General features: G+C 37.6%; 17 protein-coding genes. 6 read left to right on the top strand and 11 right to left on the bottom strand.

Annotated elements, in window-relative coordinates; translation table 11 throughout:
• From A3EM_RS0139645 to A3EM_RS0139630, 3 genes are all read right to left on the bottom strand, one after another.
• Complete coding sequence (locus A3EM_RS0139645) at positions 1-669, bottom strand: haloacid dehalogenase type II (protein ID WP_026210878.1); 669 nt, start codon at positions 667-669, stop codon at positions 1-3.
• Positions 670-1,170: 501 nt separating this feature from the next.
• Positions 1,171-1,581, bottom strand: a complete 411-nt coding sequence (locus A3EM_RS0139640; protein WP_020533794.1) for a hypothetical protein — start codon at positions 1,579-1,581, stop codon at positions 1,171-1,173.
• 211 nt (positions 1,582-1,792) lie between these two features.
• Positions 1,793-2,617 (bottom strand): DUF2490 domain-containing protein, encoded by an 825-nt coding sequence (locus tag A3EM_RS0139630; RefSeq protein ID WP_211212048.1) that lies wholly within the window; start codon positions 2,615-2,617, stop codon positions 1,793-1,795.
• Positions 2,618-2,679: 62 nt separating this feature from the next.
• On the opposite strand from A3EM_RS0139630, the gene menD reads away from it, so the two are divergent.
• Together menD and A3EM_RS0139620 are read left to right on the top strand one after the other, a co-directional pair.
• Complete coding sequence (gene menD, locus A3EM_RS0139625) at positions 2,680-4,380, top strand: 2-succinyl-5-enolpyruvyl-6-hydroxy-3-cyclohexene-1-carboxylic-acid synthase (RefSeq protein WP_020533791.1); 1,701 nt, start codon at positions 2,680-2,682, stop codon at positions 4,378-4,380.
• 93 nt (positions 4,381-4,473) lie between these two features.
• The gene (locus A3EM_RS0139620) at positions 4,474-5,067 is read left to right on the top strand and encodes a DinB family protein (protein ID WP_020533790.1); all 594 of its coding nucleotides are present in this window, start codon (positions 4,474-4,476) and stop codon (positions 5,065-5,067) included.
• Between the two features lie 433 nt (positions 5,068-5,500).
• Here A3EM_RS0139620 and A3EM_RS0139615 read toward each other — a convergent pair whose 3' ends face one another.
• From A3EM_RS0139615 to A3EM_RS0139595, 4 genes are all read right to left on the bottom strand, one after another.
• The gene (locus tag A3EM_RS0139615; RefSeq protein WP_020533789.1) at positions 5,501-6,661 is read right to left on the bottom strand and encodes a glycoside hydrolase family 5 protein; all 1,161 of its coding nucleotides are present in this window, start codon (positions 6,659-6,661) and stop codon (positions 5,501-5,503) included.
• Positions 6,662-6,822: 161 nt separating this feature from the next.
• The gene (gene murQ / locus A3EM_RS0139605; protein ID WP_020533787.1) at positions 6,823-7,635 is read right to left on the bottom strand and encodes an N-acetylmuramic acid 6-phosphate etherase; all 813 of its coding nucleotides are present in this window, start codon (positions 7,633-7,635) and stop codon (positions 6,823-6,825) included.
• Between the two features lie 74 nt (positions 7,636-7,709).
• The gene (locus tag A3EM_RS0139600) at positions 7,710-8,549 is read right to left on the bottom strand and encodes a hypothetical protein (protein WP_020533786.1); all 840 of its coding nucleotides are present in this window, start codon (positions 8,547-8,549) and stop codon (positions 7,710-7,712) included.
• Positions 8,550-8,671: 122 nt separating this feature from the next.
• Positions 8,672-9,583, bottom strand: coding sequence for an ROK family protein (locus A3EM_RS0139595; protein ID WP_020533785.1), 912 nt, complete (start codon positions 9,581-9,583; stop codon positions 8,672-8,674).
• A 297-nt stretch (positions 9,584-9,880) separates the two neighbouring features.
• On the opposite strand from A3EM_RS0139595, the gene A3EM_RS0139590 reads away from it, so the two are divergent.
• A complete protein-coding gene (locus A3EM_RS0139590) occupies positions 9,881-10,642 on the top strand; it encodes a hypothetical protein (RefSeq protein ID WP_020533784.1) in 762 nt (253 codons plus the stop codon).
• A gap of 100 nt (positions 10,643-10,742) precedes the next feature.
• Here A3EM_RS0139590 and A3EM_RS0139585 read toward each other — a convergent pair whose 3' ends face one another.
• A complete protein-coding gene (locus A3EM_RS0139585; protein ID WP_020533783.1) occupies positions 10,743-11,315 on the bottom strand; it encodes a Maf family nucleotide pyrophosphatase in 573 nt (190 codons plus the stop codon).
• Positions 11,316-11,327: 12 nt separating this feature from the next.
• Positions 11,328-12,662, bottom strand: a complete 1,335-nt coding sequence (locus A3EM_RS0139580) for an MFS transporter (RefSeq protein WP_020533782.1) — start codon at positions 12,660-12,662, stop codon at positions 11,328-11,330.
• Between the two features lie 349 nt (positions 12,663-13,011).
• Between A3EM_RS0139580 and sufB the strand changes: the two genes are divergently transcribed.
• The gene (gene sufB / locus A3EM_RS0139575; RefSeq protein ID WP_020533781.1) at positions 13,012-14,463 is read left to right on the top strand and encodes a Fe-S cluster assembly protein SufB; all 1,452 of its coding nucleotides are present in this window, start codon (positions 13,012-13,014) and stop codon (positions 14,461-14,463) included.
• A 259-nt stretch (positions 14,464-14,722) separates the two neighbouring features.
• Here the strand turns inward: sufB and A3EM_RS0139570 are convergent, their stop codons facing one another.
• Together A3EM_RS0139570 and A3EM_RS0139565 are read right to left on the bottom strand one after the other, a co-directional pair.
• Positions 14,723-15,310 (bottom strand): hypothetical protein, encoded by a 588-nt coding sequence (locus A3EM_RS0139570; RefSeq protein WP_157638309.1) that lies wholly within the window; start codon positions 15,308-15,310, stop codon positions 14,723-14,725.
• Between the two features lie 37 nt (positions 15,311-15,347).
• Entirely contained in the window at positions 15,348-16,253 is a 906-nt protein-coding gene (locus tag A3EM_RS0139565; protein ID WP_020533779.1) for a DUF6588 family protein, read from the bottom strand.
• Positions 16,254-16,575: 322 nt separating this feature from the next.
• Here A3EM_RS0139565 and A3EM_RS47930 point away from each other — a divergent pair, with 322 nt between their 5' ends.
• Positions 16,576-16,812: a hypothetical protein gene (locus A3EM_RS47930; RefSeq protein WP_157638308.1), complete on the top strand. Its 237-nt coding sequence runs from the start codon at positions 16,576-16,578 to the stop codon at positions 16,810-16,812.
• 69 nt (positions 16,813-16,881) lie between these two features.
• Positions 16,882-17,655: a porin family protein gene (locus A3EM_RS0139555; protein ID WP_020533776.1), complete on the top strand. Its 774-nt coding sequence runs from the start codon at positions 16,882-16,884 to the stop codon at positions 17,653-17,655.
• Positions 17,656-17,810: the final 155 nt, after the last annotated feature.

The raw sequence follows: 17,810 nt of genomic DNA, 5'->3' as shown, positions 1-17,810 counted from the left end.
CTAGTCCAAAGCATTTTTCAACTCAGCAATTGAACTTATAATTTTTGTAGGTTCAATACCCCATGGATCGAAAATTTGATCGGGAGAACGCTTTACCCAGGCTGCCTTCATACCATAACTCAAGGCCCCAATTACATCAAATGAATTTCCGGAAATCAACCAGGACTTTGATATTTCAGTGTGCGTAACTTTGTTGAAATGGGCGTAACCTTTCGGGTTGGGTTTAAACGTCTTCAATTCTTCCATACTCACAATTCCTTCAAAAAAGTGAAGAATATCTGCCTTTACCAATAATTCGCTTACAGCATTTCTACTTCCAATGGAATAGGCAAACAACCGATGGCCCGTTCCATTCAATTCTGCCAAAGTTGCCTTCGCATCTGGAAAAGCGGGTAAAACTTTATAAACTTCCATTAATGAAGATTTCTGCTCCTTGCTAAGGTTAATTTTAAAAGCGAGACAACAATAGTCTAAAGCCTGGGCAGTGCAAACAGAAAAATCTATATAATGATTCATTAATCCCCGCCTGAAGGAATACTCCAACTGCTTATTTCGCCACATTTCCATAAATGCCTTAGCCTGCATTCCTACTCGTTTTTCCAAAGCATCGAACACCCCGGAGGTATCAATCAGGGTTCCATAAACATCAAAAGCCAGGGTGTATTTCATAGCATTAGGTAGTTTTTGGTTTAACCCCAAAAAGAAAGGGAGAGTTCTTCCTTTCCCTAAAATTCAAAAAAGAAACCATGTATCAGACTACTGGACAAAAATAATCTTAGAAAGATATGTTCTTTTAGAAATTCCTTTTGTATGGTTTTTAAAGGAGAGTTAAAAACCTCCCCCTAACCCCCTCGGTGAGGGGAAAAGCCACTTTGAGTCTGTTTTTTACCTTGAAAAATAAGCTGAGTTTTTTAATTAAACATATTAAAATTTTAAGTTGTAATCATTTTCCCCTTCTGGAAGTAGTTCGGCACTCCAAGGGTAGGGAAAGTTTTTTTTAAAAAATTTTCCATCACAAAACTATTTGGTCTGACCCCCTACCCCCTCCAAAGGGGAAAATACATTTCCCCCTTTAGAGGGGGTAGGGGGAGGAAGTAAAGTTGGTAAGTTTTAATAATTCAATTTGTATAAATGTCTAGTAGTATGACCATGCATTTTAAAATATCCCAATTACAGAGGATCTGTCAACCACTTAATAGCATTTTCCTTTTCTTCAAAAAATTGAGTGATTGTAATATTGGAAGAATCAGATTCTTGCATCAGTTGCTCCGCTGCCAGTTGTTGAATTAAATCAGAATTGACTACAATGGCAATTTTTTCCAATTTCCATTTCAATTCCTGCTTTACCATATCGGTTACCCATAATTGTAAGTCAGGGTTCACCGTAAATAACATTTGGCGTTCGTCAATCAATAACTTTGCAGGAGGGTTTTGATTCAAAACCACCAAATAATCAGTGAATACTTTTTGATATTGAATTTCAGTCATCCCGGCAGTTTCAGAGAGCCAAATTGCTTCGACTAATTTTTGAGGTTTATAATAACCAAGCCTTAAAAAAGGGCTCTCATATAAAGTCTTCATTTTTAATGAATTCAATTAAAATTCCATTTATAATTAAACATACAGTACAAGTAAAAGTTTTCAAAATTTTGTTTCAAGATGGCGGGGATTTATACCTAGGAGATTTTGGCAATTATCATGAAGTCTGCCAGTATTTTAATTTTTTTGAATGAAGTTGCAAGTACATTTAGAAGCAAAAATTACAATTTAAAATTCCCTTAAAGCACTTACATTAATCTGCCAGCTTTTCCCCCTCTCGCATTTTCTTGCCTGGCTTTTTATCATCCCTATAGTTCAAAGACCTGATTAACCTTCTTACCTTAATGGAGAAGAGCAAATCTGTGGTTTCCCTTTTGCCATCTGTTCCGCTTTTGGAGCTTTGAGTGGTGAACTGAAATTCTGAACTCCAATCCGGTGTGATTTTATATTTTAAACCCACCATCCCTCTGGCCCTGTCATTATTCTTAAAAATATTGATGGATTCTGTTTGCTTAAAATCCTGGAATAATTCAATTGAAAAAAGCAAAGAAAAATATTTTTCCTGCACGTTTCTTTTAAATGGGAGAGCAGTGGAAATCCGATATCTTCCTCTGTCTGAAAAAGAAACCTCTCCATCATCCAGTGAGCGGACCCACCTTTGTTCATAACGGAATAGGTGGTTGATTTTAAACCAGGAAATTACCGGCCAGGAAAAATTAGCACCCTGCCATGTTCTGGTCTCAAAAGTATTCGAATAATCCTTGTAATTAAAATAGAAAAATCTTAGTCCGGCTCTAAGGTCTACTGGAGAATTGAAATGATACCGCACAGAGTTGCCCACATTAAAATGGTACCAGGATAATTCATCTACTGTCCTGAAACCAGCATGAGCCTGCATTTCCCACCTTTTTGCAAAATAAAACCCAGGCAGGTAATCCAGCCAAAATTGATTAGTGACAGACCTTGCGGTATCCTGACCTAAGGATTGGAAGCACACAAAAAACAAAGAGAGGAAAAAAAGTTTTTTTAAGACAGATTGAAATTGAAAAACCAAAGGATTTTCAGATTGATTATACAAAAATTTAATTTTCAATAAATAAAGTTCAATTTTGCCTGAACTACAACAGATATGCTGATAATATGGAAGATTATTCTTACCAAACCATTTTAAACATTGCTGAAATTTTTGCACAACACGAAGTAAAAAATGTGGTGCTTTCCCCAGGCTCAAGGGTTGCTCCTCTCACCATTGCATTTACCCACCATCCGGAAATTAAAGCCATTACCATAAGCGATGAAAGATCAGCTGCTTTTGTGGGACTTGGCATGGCACAACAGCTCAGAAAACCAGTGGTTATATCCTGTACTTCAGGTACAGCGGCTTTAAATTATGGCCCCGCCATAGCGGAAGCATTTTATCAAAATATTCCTTTGATAGTGCTCACAGCTGACCGCCCACCTGAGTGGATTGATCAACAGGACGGACAGACTATCCGACAGCAAAATATCTTTGAAAACCATATCAAAGCCTCCTACCAATTGCCTGCAAATTATTCCCACCCGGATGCCAAATGGCATGTGAACCGAATAATAAATGAGGCCATCAATTTGAGTAAAAACGGAGTTCCCGGACCTGTGCATGTCAACCTGCCTTTTCGTGAGCCATTTTATCCAAAAGCAGATCAGGAAATCAAATTCACTTCGGGAAGAATTATCAGGGAGGAAAAAAATTCAGGTATACTCCTGCATAAACAATGGAAAACCAAAGCGGAAGTATGGAAAAGCTACCGCAAAATATTGGTAGTAGCTGGTCAGGGAAGAAAAGATAAATCGTTGAACGAAACTCTGGGAAAGCTCCATGTTCCTGTGGTTGCCGATATTATTTCCAATGCCTTTAATGCCAAAAATGCCATCAGGCATCAGGATGCTTTTCTGGCTAATTCCAACTCTAATTTAACCCAACTTCAACCAGAATTGCTTATCACTTTTGGGAACTCTGTCATTTCTAAAAACCTGAAGTTATTTTTGCGAAAAAATCCTCCCAAATATCATTGGCACATTCAGGAAGAGGGAAATGTGGCGGATACTTTTCAATGTCTTACAGATATTATCCGGGTGCAGGCTGATTATTTTTTCAGGGAACTTTTGAATCAAAACCTGGAAAAGGAAAGCCATCATTCATTTTTAGAAACCTGGAAAAAGGAGGATGAAAAAATTGAAAAATTCCACCAAAACTATTTCCAAAACCAGACTTTTTCAGAATTTGAATCGGTGAAATCAGTATTGGAAGACCTCCCAAAAAACAGTAACCTTCATTTGGCCAACAGCATGTCGGTGCGGTATGCGAATTTTATTAATTTAAAGGAAAATCAGGAAACAGAAGTTTTTGCTAACCGTGGAACCAGTGGCATTGATGGCAGTTCCAGCACCATGATAGGGCATTCGCTTGTTTCTGATAAGGTGCAATTTTTAATTACCGGAGACCTTGCCTTTTTTTATGACAGAAATGCTTTTTGGAATAATTACCTGAAAAAGAATATCAGGATTTTACTGCTTAACAATCATGGAGGAACAATTTTCCGAATGATTGAGGGGCCAAGAAAACTTAAGGAGTTAGAAGAATATTTTGTAACCCGGCAAAATCTGGATGGGGAAAGTTTGGCCAATGAATTTAATTTCGAGTATTCTATCGCTAATTCCAGAGCAGATTTTCAAAAACAATTACCAAAATTTTTATCTGGTGAAGAAGGACCAAAAATCCTCGAAATCCAAACAGATCAGGCAACCTGCCAGGAAGTATTCTTAAACTATAAAGCCGAAGTGGGGAAAATCATTTCTTAAGTAATCCTTAATAAGGATCGTGTAAAAACTTATCCTTTTTATATCTTTAGGGCGCTAAAAGATTTACCTATACCCTAAATCAACTACTCAAAAATGAACAAGCTCGCAGCAATTGCTTTATTGCTTTTTTTATCTTTTACCACTATGGCTCAGGAAAATGATTTACCCCTTAAAGAAATCCCTCCTTATCCGGAAAGCTATTCTCCGGGAAATGTGATGGCCAGAATGGTGGAAGGACTGGGCTACCGATATTATTGGGCAACAGAAGGATTAACCGAAAAGGACCTGAACTATAAGCCGGAAGGAGAAGCCACCAGAACCAGTCAGGAAACGCTAGACCATATTCTGGGACTTTCAAATACATTGGTGAACGCCACTAAAAAGCAACCTAATATTCGATCGGGAAAGGATGAAAAACTGACTTTTGAGGAGACCCGGGCCAGGACATTACAAAATTTAAAAGAAGCATCTGAAATTCTAAGGAACTGTAAGGAAAAAGATTTTGATGAATTTTTAGTGGTATTTCAAAGAGGTGATAATAAGTCTGAGTTTCCCTTCTGGAACATGATCAACGGACCAGTTGCCGATGCCATTTACCATGTAGGTCAGGTTGTTACTTTCCGAAGAAGTTCCGGAAATCCCATGCCAAAAGGAGTAAGTGTTTTTATGGGGAAAACAAAGGAGTAGGAAGGTTTCAAATGCATTTGGTAATTTTCAGCACTACTAGATGCTTTTGAAGCCTTATTTACCATTTACCCATATTTCCCCAACATATCCCAAGGGTTTTCACCCTTCAACCCAACTTACTTTTTTTTGTCATTGACAAAAAAAAGTAAGCAAAAAAAGTCTAGTCAGAAAGATGCTTCCTCCCGCAAACCCCAACACATCTCCCCTTCTTACTATTTCAGCAAGCCTCCATAGTTTAAATAAGCTATCTGATTCAAAATCATATTCCTTAAGCAGATTGCAAATAAATTTTTGCCTTTTTTATCGACTCCAAAAATTTCCCTAAACCAATCAAAATCTTTATCCTGCCAATAGTCTGATTGATTTAATCTTTGTATCAGTGCTTGAAATTGTTTTTCAGAATTTAATTAATCAGTTTTTATGATTTAAACATCTATTTACTCATCAACATATCCAACAATTTCCGATCTAGTTTGTGACCATACCAGTCTTCGTAATCTACATCTTCTCTTCCTGAATCCAGAATTCCAAAGCTTCCTTTAAATTCCCACAGGGCAAACCCAATTCCGTTTTCCGTTAAAACATCGGTTACATCACTGAACCAGGCCAAAAATACATCATGCGGGGTTTTATTATAGGCTCCACATTCTCCGCAATGCACGCCAACTCCTTTTTGCACCAATTCTATCCAGGGTTTATACATTTCTTCCAGCATGGCTTTACTTAAATATTGATCACCCACCTGGCCAGGCCATTTTGGTTCAGGTAAATTACTGGAATCTTTATACACCCAACTGGCTTTATAATGGGAAATAATGGCCGGATTATAACCCCTGCAACTCTGGCCAATATCCAAATCCATAATTTCGGGAATTACATCACGTCCTACATTGTTACCATCCGCTATAATTAAATGATCAGGATTTGCACTTCTTATGGCTTTGGAAGCCATGAGTGCCAATTTCCTGTATTGGTCTCCGGGTATGGCCGATCTTTTGGAATGTTGATCATTCATATCTTCCCGCACACAGGGTTCATTAAGCAAATCAAAGGAAATTTTTTCTCTGGAAACATTTTTAAACCGCTTCGCCCAAAACTTCCAGTGATAAGCAAAATCCTCCATGGCTTCCTCACTGGTCCATAAATTATAAGGTTCCTGAAATCCAGCATTTACACAAAACCCGGGAGCTCTGTGCAAATTTAGGCTCACATGTAAATTGTATTTATGAGCCAGATAAACCAGTTCCTCAATCTCCTCCACTCTTTTTTTATCAAATTTTCTTATCCTGGAAGTGGTAATAGGTTTTTCACGGTCAAATTTCACATAATAAGGATATGCCATGGGCAACCTCACAAAATCAAACCCCCAATCACTCATCCATTTAAAATATTCCTCTTTTGATTTTCCTCTGCCTTTATTAGGATCCGGGGAAAAGAAATCCAGAAAGTTAAATCCTTTCCATTTAGGAAGCTTGTTGGTAAGTTTTGGCTGTGATGCAGCCAATGACAACTGAGCGCCCATTACTATGCTGCCTGCAATTGCTCCAGTTTTCTTAATAAAATCTCTTCGGTTTTGCTTTTTTTCAATTTCCATGTTTTACTTTTTTTACCTTTTCCAATAAACAAAATAATATCCTTTGAGGAAATAACATTTGACAGATTTGGCAAAATAAATGGCTGAAACCCGGGATTATTTATCTCAAATAATTCACCTGATTTCAGCCAAAATAAAAGTAAAAATCTTAAAAAAAAGTCCTAGTTAGATTCCTGCATATAGTGATCCACTGCTTCACGCACAGAACCATATTCATCCAGCAATTCTTTTGCTTTTTCTTCCGAAACCGATGTAGCTTCCATCACCATATTAATGGCCCGGTTAACGAGTTTATGATTGCTCAGCTGCATATCCACCATTTTATTTCCCCTCACTTTCCCAAGCTGAATCATTACCGAAGTAGATACCATATTGAGCACTAATTTCTGTGCAGTTCCGGACTTCATTCTGGTGCTTCCGGTTACAAACTCAGGCCCCACTACAACCTCCACAGGAAACTCCGCAGCTGCAGCCACCTTCGACCCTTCATTACAAACAATACAGCCGGTTAGCATCCCAGCCTTCCTAGCATCATTCAATCCACCTATTACGTAAGGAGTTCTCCCTGAAGCGGCAATGCCTATTACCGTATCTTTTTCATTGATGTCAAATGCTTGCAGGTCTTTCCACGCCTGCTCAAAATCATCTTCAGCATATTCCACGGCCTTCCTGATGGCTTCATCTCCACCAGCCATTAGCCCGATAACCATTCCGTGTGGCACCCCATAAGTAGGAGGGCATTCTGAGGCATCCACTATGCCAAGCCTTCCGCTTGTTCCCGCCCCAATGTAAAATAATCTTCCGCCATTTTTCATTCGCTTCACGATTTCCTCAACCAGTTTCTGAATAGAAGGGATAGCTTTTTCCACTGCCAGGGGAACTGTCTGGTCTTCCTTGTTAATGTTCTTCAGCAGGTCAAATAATGGCATTTTTTCCAAATTATCATATTTGGAAGAAGACTCTGTTGTACTCATCTTTTATGTGCTTTTAATATTACAAAATTTGATCATGATAGTAATTATTTATGTAGTTAAGGTTCTCGTAATTGTCAGGCTGGTTGATGGTAATCAGCCAGTCCTGTAATAGGACTCTCCAAAATATTTCCCAAAATTATCTTTTTTTTCTGTGATTCACGAACCAGAATGTCTTTAAAATGAAAAGCTATACTTCCAACAAAGTGCACAGGCACTGTATTACAGCTTTCATATTTCATCACATTCCTGTCGAAAAAGCCTTGGAAACCCTCCTCCAACAACTTTATGATGTAGGGATGATTTTTATATCTGTGGGCAAACCTGGAAAATCCAGCCAGGTATCTGTTGGGGTATGGTTTTCTGTATACTGCTTCCAGAACAGTGTCTTTTTTAATCTGATAGGACTCCATGAAGGAGACTTTCAACAATTCGGGAAACTCTCCTTTCAAAAAATTGCTGAGCAATTTTATTCCGATATACGCTCCACTGCCTTCATCCCCTAAAATATAGCCCAGGGGTGGCACATTTTCCTGAATAGTAATTCCATCGAAATAACAAGAATTGGCACCAGTTCCCAAAATACAGGCAATTCCCTTTTCATGGCCACAAGTTGCCCTTGCCGCAGCAAGAAGGTCATTATTTACTGCAATTTCAATATTGGGAAATATTTTTTTCAAGGCCTGTTTCACCACCTCTCCCTTTTCATCGGTACAACCAGCGCCATAAAAATAAACCTTTTGAATAGTGAACGCAGTTAATTCAGGTTTGAGGTTGATTTTCAGGGCCTTAATAATACTATCAGCACCCTGGTAATAGGGATTTATTCCAGGTGTTTTAATGGTAGTAATTTTTCCTTTTTCACTTACTACCGCCCAATCAGTTTTGGTAGATCCGCTGTCTGCTATTAATATCATGAGAATGCAAAGAATAATAGGCTGGGTGCCAGAATAATTTTACCAAAACAATTATTTCAGCATTTGGTAAAATACAATACGTTAAAGCAAAGGTAATAGGCTAATAATCAATTTAAAAACCTTTAATCTTCAATAAAACACAGAGAGGCGGCCCCGATAATTCCGGCTTCATTTCCCAATGTAGCCAGTCTGATATCCAGTTTATCCGTATAATAGGGTGTGAGATAATGATTAATGGAATCGTACATGCTATGTCTTACATACTCGAAAGTATCGGAAACTCCACCTCCAATTAAAACAGTTTTTACATCCAGCAACCTGATAGCGCTTACTATGGCTTCTCCGAGATATTTTCCTACATCAGAGAAAATTTCAAGCGCCAGACTATCCTGTCCATGAGCGGCTTTCACTACCTTTTTAGGATTTAAAACGCCCATTTCCGAAAGGACTGATCGTCCTTCATAACCCTCCAAAGTAGTAAGGGCCATGCCCAAAATCCCCTTTTTCCCAATATTTTCTTCAATAGTTTTACCATTGCTGGAAACGATATGGCCAATTTCCATTCCGTTGCCATCACCCCCTTTAAAGATTTGTCCGTCAATCACGGCTCCTCCCCCAACTCCTGTTCCCAGAGTAATAAAGATAAAATTATCAGGAACTTTATTTTCGGCAAAGTAATATTCTCCAAGAGCAGCTGCATTGGCATCATTTTCCACATGAAAAACAATGTCTTTAAAATGATCTTTCAATTCTCCTAAAAACCGCTTTTTTTCCAGACCAGGGATATTTGGTAATTCCAGTGTCCAGAGCCTGTCTTTGGAAAGTGTTCCAGGCACACCAATTCCCACCTTTTTTACACTCGGATTTTTTTCGAGTTGTTTGGTCAGAATTTTTTTAAAATTCTTAATGAATTTTCCATCCTCTCCTACCTCAGCTGTTGGGTACTTTTTCTTATAGATTAAATTTCCTGTAGTTTCTACCAGACCAAATTTTACATTTGTTCCTCCAATATCAATTCCTAAGAATTTTTCCATTTGATATGTGTTATTTCGGTATTTAAGTACTTTTACTTATTTAATATTAAGAAAAAACGCTTCCCCATTTGAAACAGAAATTTAAAGGGAAGACTTTAGCCATGCAGGAGGATACTCTTTTTTTAAAGTAGCAAACACTTCCACATTCCAATCCAATATTAAAAGAATTAATTAACAGGTCAAAAATTTAAGGATGATTATTGAAAATATTCCTAACCTTTTTCTTTGTTTTGAGTTTTAATCTTTTGCTATTATTAAAACCGAGAGGCACTAAATTAAAATAAATCAGAAATCAAGATGCTAAAAAAAATATTAAAATTCACAGGCCTTGTCGTTTTGGCTATTTTAATAATCATTTTTCTCTGGGGATTTATCAGCCATGAGAAAGAGCCCTTGGGTAAGGAAGGCCCCGAAGCTGAGCAAGTGGCTCAAAACATGCTAAAATCAATAAATGAACCTGCATGGGATTCAACTAAACTTGTAGCCTGGACATTCAAGGGAATGCATACCTATTTGTGGGATAAGGAAAGAAATTTTGTAAAAGTAAGCTGGGGGGAAAAGGAAGTATTGGTGAATATGGATAGCATAAAGGGCAAAAGTTACGAAAATAGCACAGAGATCACCGGAGGGGAAAATCAGAAACTTGTAGATAAGGCCTGGGCCTACTTTTGTAATGATAGTTTTTGGCTAAATGCAGCTGCCAAACTTTATGATCCCGGTACTGAAAGGAGTCTGGTTACTCTTGAAGATGGAAGGAAAGGGCTAAAAATCTCCTATTCATCCGGAGGAGTAACACCTGGAGATGCCTATGTCTGGTTATATGATGAGAATTTCCAGCCAACCAGCTGGAAAATGTGGGTAAGTATTATTCCCATCGGTGGCCTGGAATTCACCTGGGAAGACTGGAAAACCTTAAGCACAGGAGCCAAAGTAGCTACTTTGCATCAAAATGACCTTTTAGACATTGAAATCACTGATTTAAAAGCAGGACAAGATTTTCAGCATTTTGAATTAAACCAGGATCCCTTCATTCCACTTTTGGAAATGATTAAAAAGTAAGAAAAATATTAAATCAAAACCTTCTCCTATCCCCTATTGGAAGGATTTAGGAGAAGGTTTTTAATTATTTAATTCCATAGGAAACTAAAAAAGAGTAACTCTAAAATCCTTTCAATTCCTGATAAAGCCTGGCCACAGGCAAGCCCACTACATTGTAAAAAGAACCTGAAATTCTGGAAATGCCTGCCATACCTATCCATTCCTGGATACCATAGGCACCGGCCTTGTCAAATGGTCGAAACTTTTGAATGTAATAGTTAATTTCTTCATCGGACAATTCATTGAAATAAACCTCTGTGGTGTCACTAAAGCTAATTTCCTGATCAACCGAAAGCAAACAAACTCCGGAAATCACTTCGTGTTTTTTCCCCGATAATGCTTTTATCATATATTCGGCTTCTGCTGCATCTGCCGGTTTTTCCAGTAGTTTATTCCCCATTACCACAGTAGTATCTGCAGTAATAATTAACTCATCTGGTTTCAACTCCAGTTTGAAGGCATTGGCTTTTCGTCTGGCAAGCAACTCTGCCACTTTTTGGGGAGGATAATCTTCAGGAAAATCTTCCGGAGTAGGTTTTACTTTCACCTCAAATTCAATTCCCAAATCACTCAAAAGCTGTTTTCGCCTGGGTGAATTCGAACCCAGTATAATTTTATTTTTTGTCTTTAACATATTTATTCCAAATTAAACCACCGTTTCTTTTTCAGGCATTCTAAACCGTAAAAGAAACAATAACCCTACAATAAAAAAGGCAACCAGAGCCAAAGCGCCATCCCGCATACTTTCTGTATAATGCTCCATGGCACCATATACAAATGTGCCTACTACAATTGAAAACTTTTCTGTGACATCATAAAAACTAAAAAAAGAAGTGGTATCTACCGTTTCCTGAGGAACAAGTTTTGAATAGGTAGAGCGGGACATGGACTGAATTCCGCCCATCACCATCCCTACAAAAAAAGCAAGGATATAAAATTCTGTAGATGTTTTCAGTAAATAGGCATCAATACAAATCCCTACCCAAATTACCAGCATTATGAGGATGGACATTTTATTTCCCTTCAACTCGGATATTCGAGCAAATAAATAGGCCCCGGCAATCGCCACCAGCTGAATAATCAAAACTGTCATGATCAACTGGCCGGTATCCAGGGCAATTTCCTTTTCTCCAAAAGTAGCAGCCAACAACATCACGGTTTGCACCCCGGCATTGTAAAAAAACAAAGCGGTGAGAAACCTTTTAATGGGTTTCATTTTCAAAACCTGTTTAAAAACCCCATACAATTCTTTGTAGCCTTTTTTAAACAAATGGCCTCTTGTAGGCTTTCGGTGGTGGATATTGGAAGGAAGATAATGAAAAGCAATTTGGGCAAAGGCAATCCACCAGACTCCAACTGTTAAAAATGATAATTGAGCGGGAAATTTACTTTCAGGATCTATCCCAAATACTTCGGGATTTAAGACAATGATTAAACTGAAAATTAACTGGATTACACTGCCCACATAGCCCATGGCAAAGCCTTTAGCGCTTATTTTATCGAAGCGATTGGGTGTGGTAATTTCCGGCAGATAGGAATTGTAAAAAACCAGGGAGCCAGCCCAGCCTATGCAGGCCAGTGTGCTGGCAATTATTCCAAATTCAATATTTTTCCCATTAAAAAAGGCCAAAGCGATACAGGCACCTCCACCCAGATAAACAAAAAACTTCATCATTCTTTTCTTCCAGCCACCGTAGTCGGCAATGCCCGAAAGAATAGGGGAAATAAGTACAATTACAGAAAAAGCAAAAGATAAAGAGTAAGTGTAGAGTACGGTATTTTCAATAGAAAATCCAAAAAACTGGACCTTATCCCCATCAAAAGCAGCCCTGGTTACCTGATTATAATAAACAGGAAATATGGCAGAGGAAATGGTGAGTGCATAAACAGAATTAGCCCAATCGTAGGAACACCATGCATTAATAATTTTTGGATTATCCTTAATTATTTCCTGGGGTTCACTTTTAGCCTGCAAGTTCAATTATTATTAATTTTAGTCAGAAACAAAATAAAAATTCAAATCAACAAAAAAATTTCAACCCTAAAAACTTATTTCCATGGTAAAATATGTTGAGCTACATAGGAAAAACCAATCCGGGATAGATATATTTAATTGGCAATTTGAACAGAAAAAGAACATAATTGTTTATCTATGTAGTTAGATAAATTTTAATTCAAAACCACTTCTAATATACAATTAAAAGGGGTTAGAAAATCACCTTGTTTCTTTAATGATAAATCATTTTCAAATTAATGAAGAAAAAGGTCTAAGATTAAAATTTTATTATATTTTTGTAATTTAGTTTGAATCTAAATAAAAACAAGCATAAATGAGTGTAGATAAAGACTCTGAGATTTTAGAAGAATTTACCTCCAAGGAATATGAGCATGGTTGGACTGCCAATCTTGAAGCTGATGAAATTCCTAAAGGTTTAAGTGAGGATGTGATAAGACTTATTTCTGCCAAAAAAGAAGAGCCTGAGTGGATGTTGGAATGGAGATTAAAGGCTTTCAATACCTGGTTGAAAATGGAGGAACCGAATTGGGCAAATGTCAAATTCCCCAAAATCGATTTCCAGGATATTATATATTATTCAGCACCCAAGCAAAAAACCAAACCCAAATCACTGGATGAGGTTGATCCTGAGTTGCTGAAGACATTCGAAAAATTAGGTATTTCCCTTACTGAGCAGAAAAGGTTGACTGGTGTGGCTGTAGATGCTGTTATTGACAGTGTATCCGTAGCCACTACTTTCAAGGAAACACTTAGTGAACTTGGTATTATCTTTTGTTCATTCAGTGAAGCGATTCAGGACCATCCTGAGTTGGTGAAAAAATATATTGGTTCGGTAGTTCCTGTGGCTGACAACTATTTTTCAGCACTGAATTCTGCTGTTTTCAGTGACGGATCATTCTGTTACATTCCAAAAGGTGTGAAATGCCCTATGGAATTATCCACTTATTTCAGGATTAATGCAGCTAATACAGGACAGTTTGAGCGAACTTTAATTGTAGCAGAAGAAGGATCTTATGTGAGTTACCTGGAAGGATGTACCGCACCAATGCGGGATGAAAATCAATTGCACGCTGCGGTAGTTGAAATTTACGCGTCCAAAGATTCTGAGGTAAAATATTCTACAGTACAAAACTGGTATCCTGGTGATGAGAATGGTAAAGGAGGTATTTACAACTTCGTAACCAAAAGGGGATTGTGTTTTGGAGATAATTCCAAAATTTCATGGACTCAGGTTGAAACTGGTTCTGCCATTACCTGGAAATACCCAAGTTGTATTTTGAAAGGAGATAATTCCATTGGAGAATTTTATTCTGTAGCGGTAACAAACAATTACCAGCAGGCTGATACCGGAACCAAAATGATTCACATTGGTAAAAACACCAAAAGTAGAATTGTGTCTAAAGGGGTTTCTGCCGGAAAGAGTCAAAACAGTTACAGAGGTTTGGTGAAGGTAATGAAAAGAGCAGAAGGGGCCAGAAACTTTTCTCAGTGTGATTCTTTGCTCATGGGCGATAAATGTGGGGCACATACTTTCCCTTATATTGAAGTAGATAATAAATCCGCTATGGTAGAGCACGAAGCGACTACCTCAAAAATCGGAGAAGATCAGATATTCTATTGCGGCCAAAGGGGAATTGATCCTGAGCAGGCAGTGGCTTTAATTGTAAATGGCTATGCTAAGGAGGTGCTAAAACAGTTGCCAATGGAATTTGCCGTAGAAGCTCAAAAATTATTAGCCATCAGCCTTGAGGGCAGTGTAGGATAATTTTTGCTCAGTAAAAAATTAATCAATCGTAATTTTTTAACCCTTATATGATTTTTCATGTAAGGGTTATTTATTTTAATACCTTGGCATTTTAATACAATGCTTGTTTCAGCTGGATTGCAATTGTTCTTGTGTGGATTTAATCAGGATTAAAAATGCTAGCATAGCATTTCGGAATTACAAATTCCGAATAGCATTAGATTGAAAAGATTACAAAGGGAGAAGTTTGCCACTTCTCCATTTGTAAAAATCCCGACTCCTACTGTTTCCCCATAAAGAAAGGAACTTCTACTTCATTTTCTAAAACAATATTGCCTTTTATTCTTACACTTATTTTTGAGGAGACAAAAGCATTTCCAGGTTCAGTGGTCCCTGAAAAATATACGGTAAAATCTTCGTCATCCGTATCGGTGATGAATCCCCAGAATTTGTCTGTTAACGCATCCACTCCGGCCTGATTCAGGCAACCTGAAACTTCCACCACTTCACCAGAAGTAGCAGGAATTTCCGCTTCACAATTTTCGAAAATATTAAATTTGCCATTCGAATCATCCTCATAGACGCCTGTTGAAATAATACTGGTGGCCTCATTTTGAGCATCAGGGGTAAAAGCCAATCCAATACTTTCAATGGAAACCTTTTTTATTTCGGCATCATCCGGAAGGTCCAGGTCAATTAGAAGTAAATCAAATTCGGCTTTGGTCACTTTTTGGGATTCCTCAAAATCCCCGGTTTGTTTAATATCATATTCATAATTACTCACCAGATTGACCACAAAATTGAAAGTTTGCGTATCACATCCCATAAGCATTATAGAGGAAATTATTATTGCTATTATTCTTTTCATTATCCAGTTCTGTTTTTTGAATTTGTAGGTTGAAAGTTTATTCCTGATCTGCTCCAAATGCAAATCCTAAACCGGCAGAAAACACATTTTCTACTCCCAGGTTATAATCCGCATTTAGCCTGAATACTCCAAGATTTAACCCGAGCCCCAGGGTAAATTTAGGTTTGTTCTTTGTTTCCAAAGCCAGGCTTATAGTTTCCTCTTCTCCAGTCTGATCGGTGGTATATTCCAAATCCATCTTAGAAGAACCCAAACCAAGGCCACTATAAACGGTAAGCACTCCGGTTTCATAACTTCCCTGTAGACTAATAAAATTAGATTTGGCATCTACTATATTTCCCACTGAAAAGGAATTCCAGTAATACCCAACTGCCAGATCGATTGGAAAAGTTTCAGTTAAATACTGGGAAATACTATGTCTAGCTCCAAGCCCGAGCATATTCAATTTACCTAAATCTTCACTCACATCAAAGGCATAAAACCTTACTGTAGCCTCCGTGCCCAAAATCGAACCAATGCTCAATTGAGGAAATGCAACTGGCATAATATCCATCCCTAAGCCGCCTGGAAAATAGGTTTCGGTACCTTCATCTCCTTTAGCCACCACCACATTTGTACTTCCAAAAATGGTTGGGGCTGTTACCGTTTGTGAAGGAGTAAAACCGTCTTCAGTTTCTGCACTAAATGTTTTACTATTATTTGAAATCAGGGCAGTAGTAGTGACCAGCCCCAGGTACATTTGAAATCCGCTCTTCTTTACTTTGGCATCCCGGAATAAACCACTGTTCATGTTGGCCCCAAAAGCATCGGAAAGGGGCTGCATATATCCAGTGCCATTTTTTCCTGAATATTTGGAAACAAAATCTTCCAGGTTTTGGCTGAACCCCCATTGCAAGGAGAAAGTAAAAAAGAGTAACAAATAAATAATTTTGTTTTTTATCATAGTTTGGTTTTCCTTAAAATAGTTTTTTGATTTAAAAAATTAATTCCCTTTAAGTGACTTTTTCTCCATAAAGGTCAACAGGAAAATGTACAAAAGTTTGTTAAGAAGTGTAAACAGGTAAAATAATTTTCTAATGCTAATTTGTTGGAATAAATGGTTCCTTCAAAATCCCTTAACTTACTTTAGGAAATCAAATGAAATTCCTTCATATGTTTAGTTTTTATCATTTCATCTAATTTTTTCCTCTGTACGTTTACCTTTTCCCTGCCCGGTATACCTCCCTTTACAAATACTTTCCAATAATTTCCAAAAAACTTGTACCATGGGAAAATTACCATTTACCAAAAAACTATTCACCTTTCTTGCAGTGATTTTTATTTCTATAATGTTACAAAGTTGTATCCACTGCATTATGTGTCCTTCCTGTTGCCAGGAAGCCAATACTTCACTGCATAAGCAAAAAGCCGGGGAAAAAGTATATGCCAAAAAAATCATAAAATCCCCTTTTGCCCATCCTCAGAAATTTTCTGGTAACAAGTACAAGCCACAAAAAGACTAAGGGCCATTCTTACAGATTTAGTCCTGTGGCATTGATATTACTTTTCCAACCATTCAAAAATTTGAAACTATGAAACCAGGAATAATTCACATTTGCTCCGTGCTGTTCTCTTTGATCCTACTTGCTCATCATGCACAAGGCCAACGGGAAATTTCAGAAAAAACCCAAAAAATGTATTGCTCTGCTCGTTTACAGGCTATTCTTGGCCCAGGATTGGGCTGGACCGGTTCGGATGAAGAAAGAGATTACATGGAAAGCAAAACAAAAATGCTTCCTGTGGTAACTCTTGGTTTCCTGGTTCCTGTCCAACTTTCTGAAAATACTGCCTTTAGGCCGGGTTTAGTCTTTGAAACAAAGGGAGGAAAAAGTGAATCCACCTATCAGGTCCCTGAATATGAAATACCTGGAGAAAGAAGAGCTGCAATTAGCAGTGCAAATGGCATCAATAGCCAATCAGTGAGGAAGTACATTTCTCTTCCCCTCCTTTTCAATATTGCCCCGTTTCCAGGCCTCAAAGAATTCAGTTTTATTCCGGGATTAACCCCCGGATTTCTATTGTCCGAGAAATCTAAAACCAATGCTTTTGGCCATGAAACTCAAGAGAAAGGAACTGAAAATATGAAAAAAGTAGATCTGGATTTGGTTCTTGGGGTAGGCTATGATCTTACAAAACGCATTGGTGTAAACCTGGTTTACAACCACGGCTTATTAGATACCTATAAAGGAGATTATACTTCCAAAAACAGATCAATTAGATTATTACTCTCCTATAAATTGAAGTTTAATCCGCTATTTAAGGAATCATATTCTTCTAAAAGAAAAAACCTCAGATTCTCTGAATAAATCACAAGAACAGTTTTGATGTAAAAAACTCCACTTGCAATCCAATAAAGCTAATTATTTCATACGAATATTCTACTTAAATTTTAGGTAGAATATTTTTTTGACTTCTGGAAAAATGGTCTTAAATTAAGAAAGGAAATTATCAAACTGACTTT

This window comes from Flexithrix dorotheae DSM 6795, from assembly GCF_000379765.1.
Taxonomy (GTDB): Bacteria; Bacteroidota; Bacteroidia; order Cytophagales; family Flammeovirgaceae; genus Flexithrix; species Flexithrix dorotheae.
This window is presented reverse-complemented; position numbering and strand designations above follow the sequence as displayed.

Coding starts and splice junctions, on each gene's coding strand:
- A3EM_RS0139645 (WP_026210878.1), bottom strand. CDS start 669: ATGAAATACACCCTGGCTTTTGATGTTTATGGAACCCTGATTGATACC.
- A3EM_RS0139640 (WP_020533794.1), bottom strand. CDS start 1,581: ATGAAGACTTTATATGAGAGCCCTTTTTTAAGGCTTGGTTATTATAAA.
- menD (WP_020533791.1), top strand. CDS start 2,680: ATGGAAGATTATTCTTACCAAACCATTTTAAACATTGCTGAAATTTTT.
- A3EM_RS0139620 (WP_020533790.1), top strand. CDS start 4,474: ATGAACAAGCTCGCAGCAATTGCTTTATTGCTTTTTTTATCTTTTACC.
- A3EM_RS0139615 (WP_020533789.1), bottom strand. CDS start 6,661: ATGGAAATTGAAAAAAAGCAAAACCGAAGAGATTTTATTAAGAAAACT.
- murQ (WP_020533787.1), bottom strand. CDS start 7,635: ATGAGTACAACAGAGTCTTCTTCCAAATATGATAATTTGGAAAAAATG.
- A3EM_RS0139600 (WP_020533786.1), bottom strand. CDS start 8,549: ATGATATTAATAGCAGACAGCGGATCTACCAAAACTGATTGGGCGGTA.
- A3EM_RS0139595 (WP_020533785.1), bottom strand. CDS start 9,583: ATGGAAAAATTCTTAGGAATTGATATTGGAGGAACAAATGTAAAATTT.
- A3EM_RS0139590 (WP_020533784.1), top strand. CDS start 9,881: ATGCTAAAAAAAATATTAAAATTCACAGGCCTTGTCGTTTTGGCTATT.
- A3EM_RS0139585 (WP_020533783.1), bottom strand. CDS start 11,315: ATGTTAAAGACAAAAAATAAAATTATACTGGGTTCGAATTCACCCAGG.
- sufB (WP_020533781.1), top strand. CDS start 13,012: ATGAGTGTAGATAAAGACTCTGAGATTTTAGAAGAATTTACCTCCAAG.
- A3EM_RS0139570 (WP_157638309.1), bottom strand. CDS start 15,310: ATGAAAAGAATAATAGCAATAATAATTTCCTCTATAATGCTTATGGGA.
- A3EM_RS0139565 (WP_020533779.1), bottom strand. CDS start 16,253: ATGATAAAAAACAAAATTATTTATTTGTTACTCTTTTTTACTTTCTCC.
- A3EM_RS47930 (WP_157638308.1), top strand. CDS start 16,576: ATGGGAAAATTACCATTTACCAAAAAACTATTCACCTTTCTTGCAGTG.
- A3EM_RS0139555 (WP_020533776.1), top strand. CDS start 16,882: ATGAAACCAGGAATAATTCACATTTGCTCCGTGCTGTTCTCTTTGATC.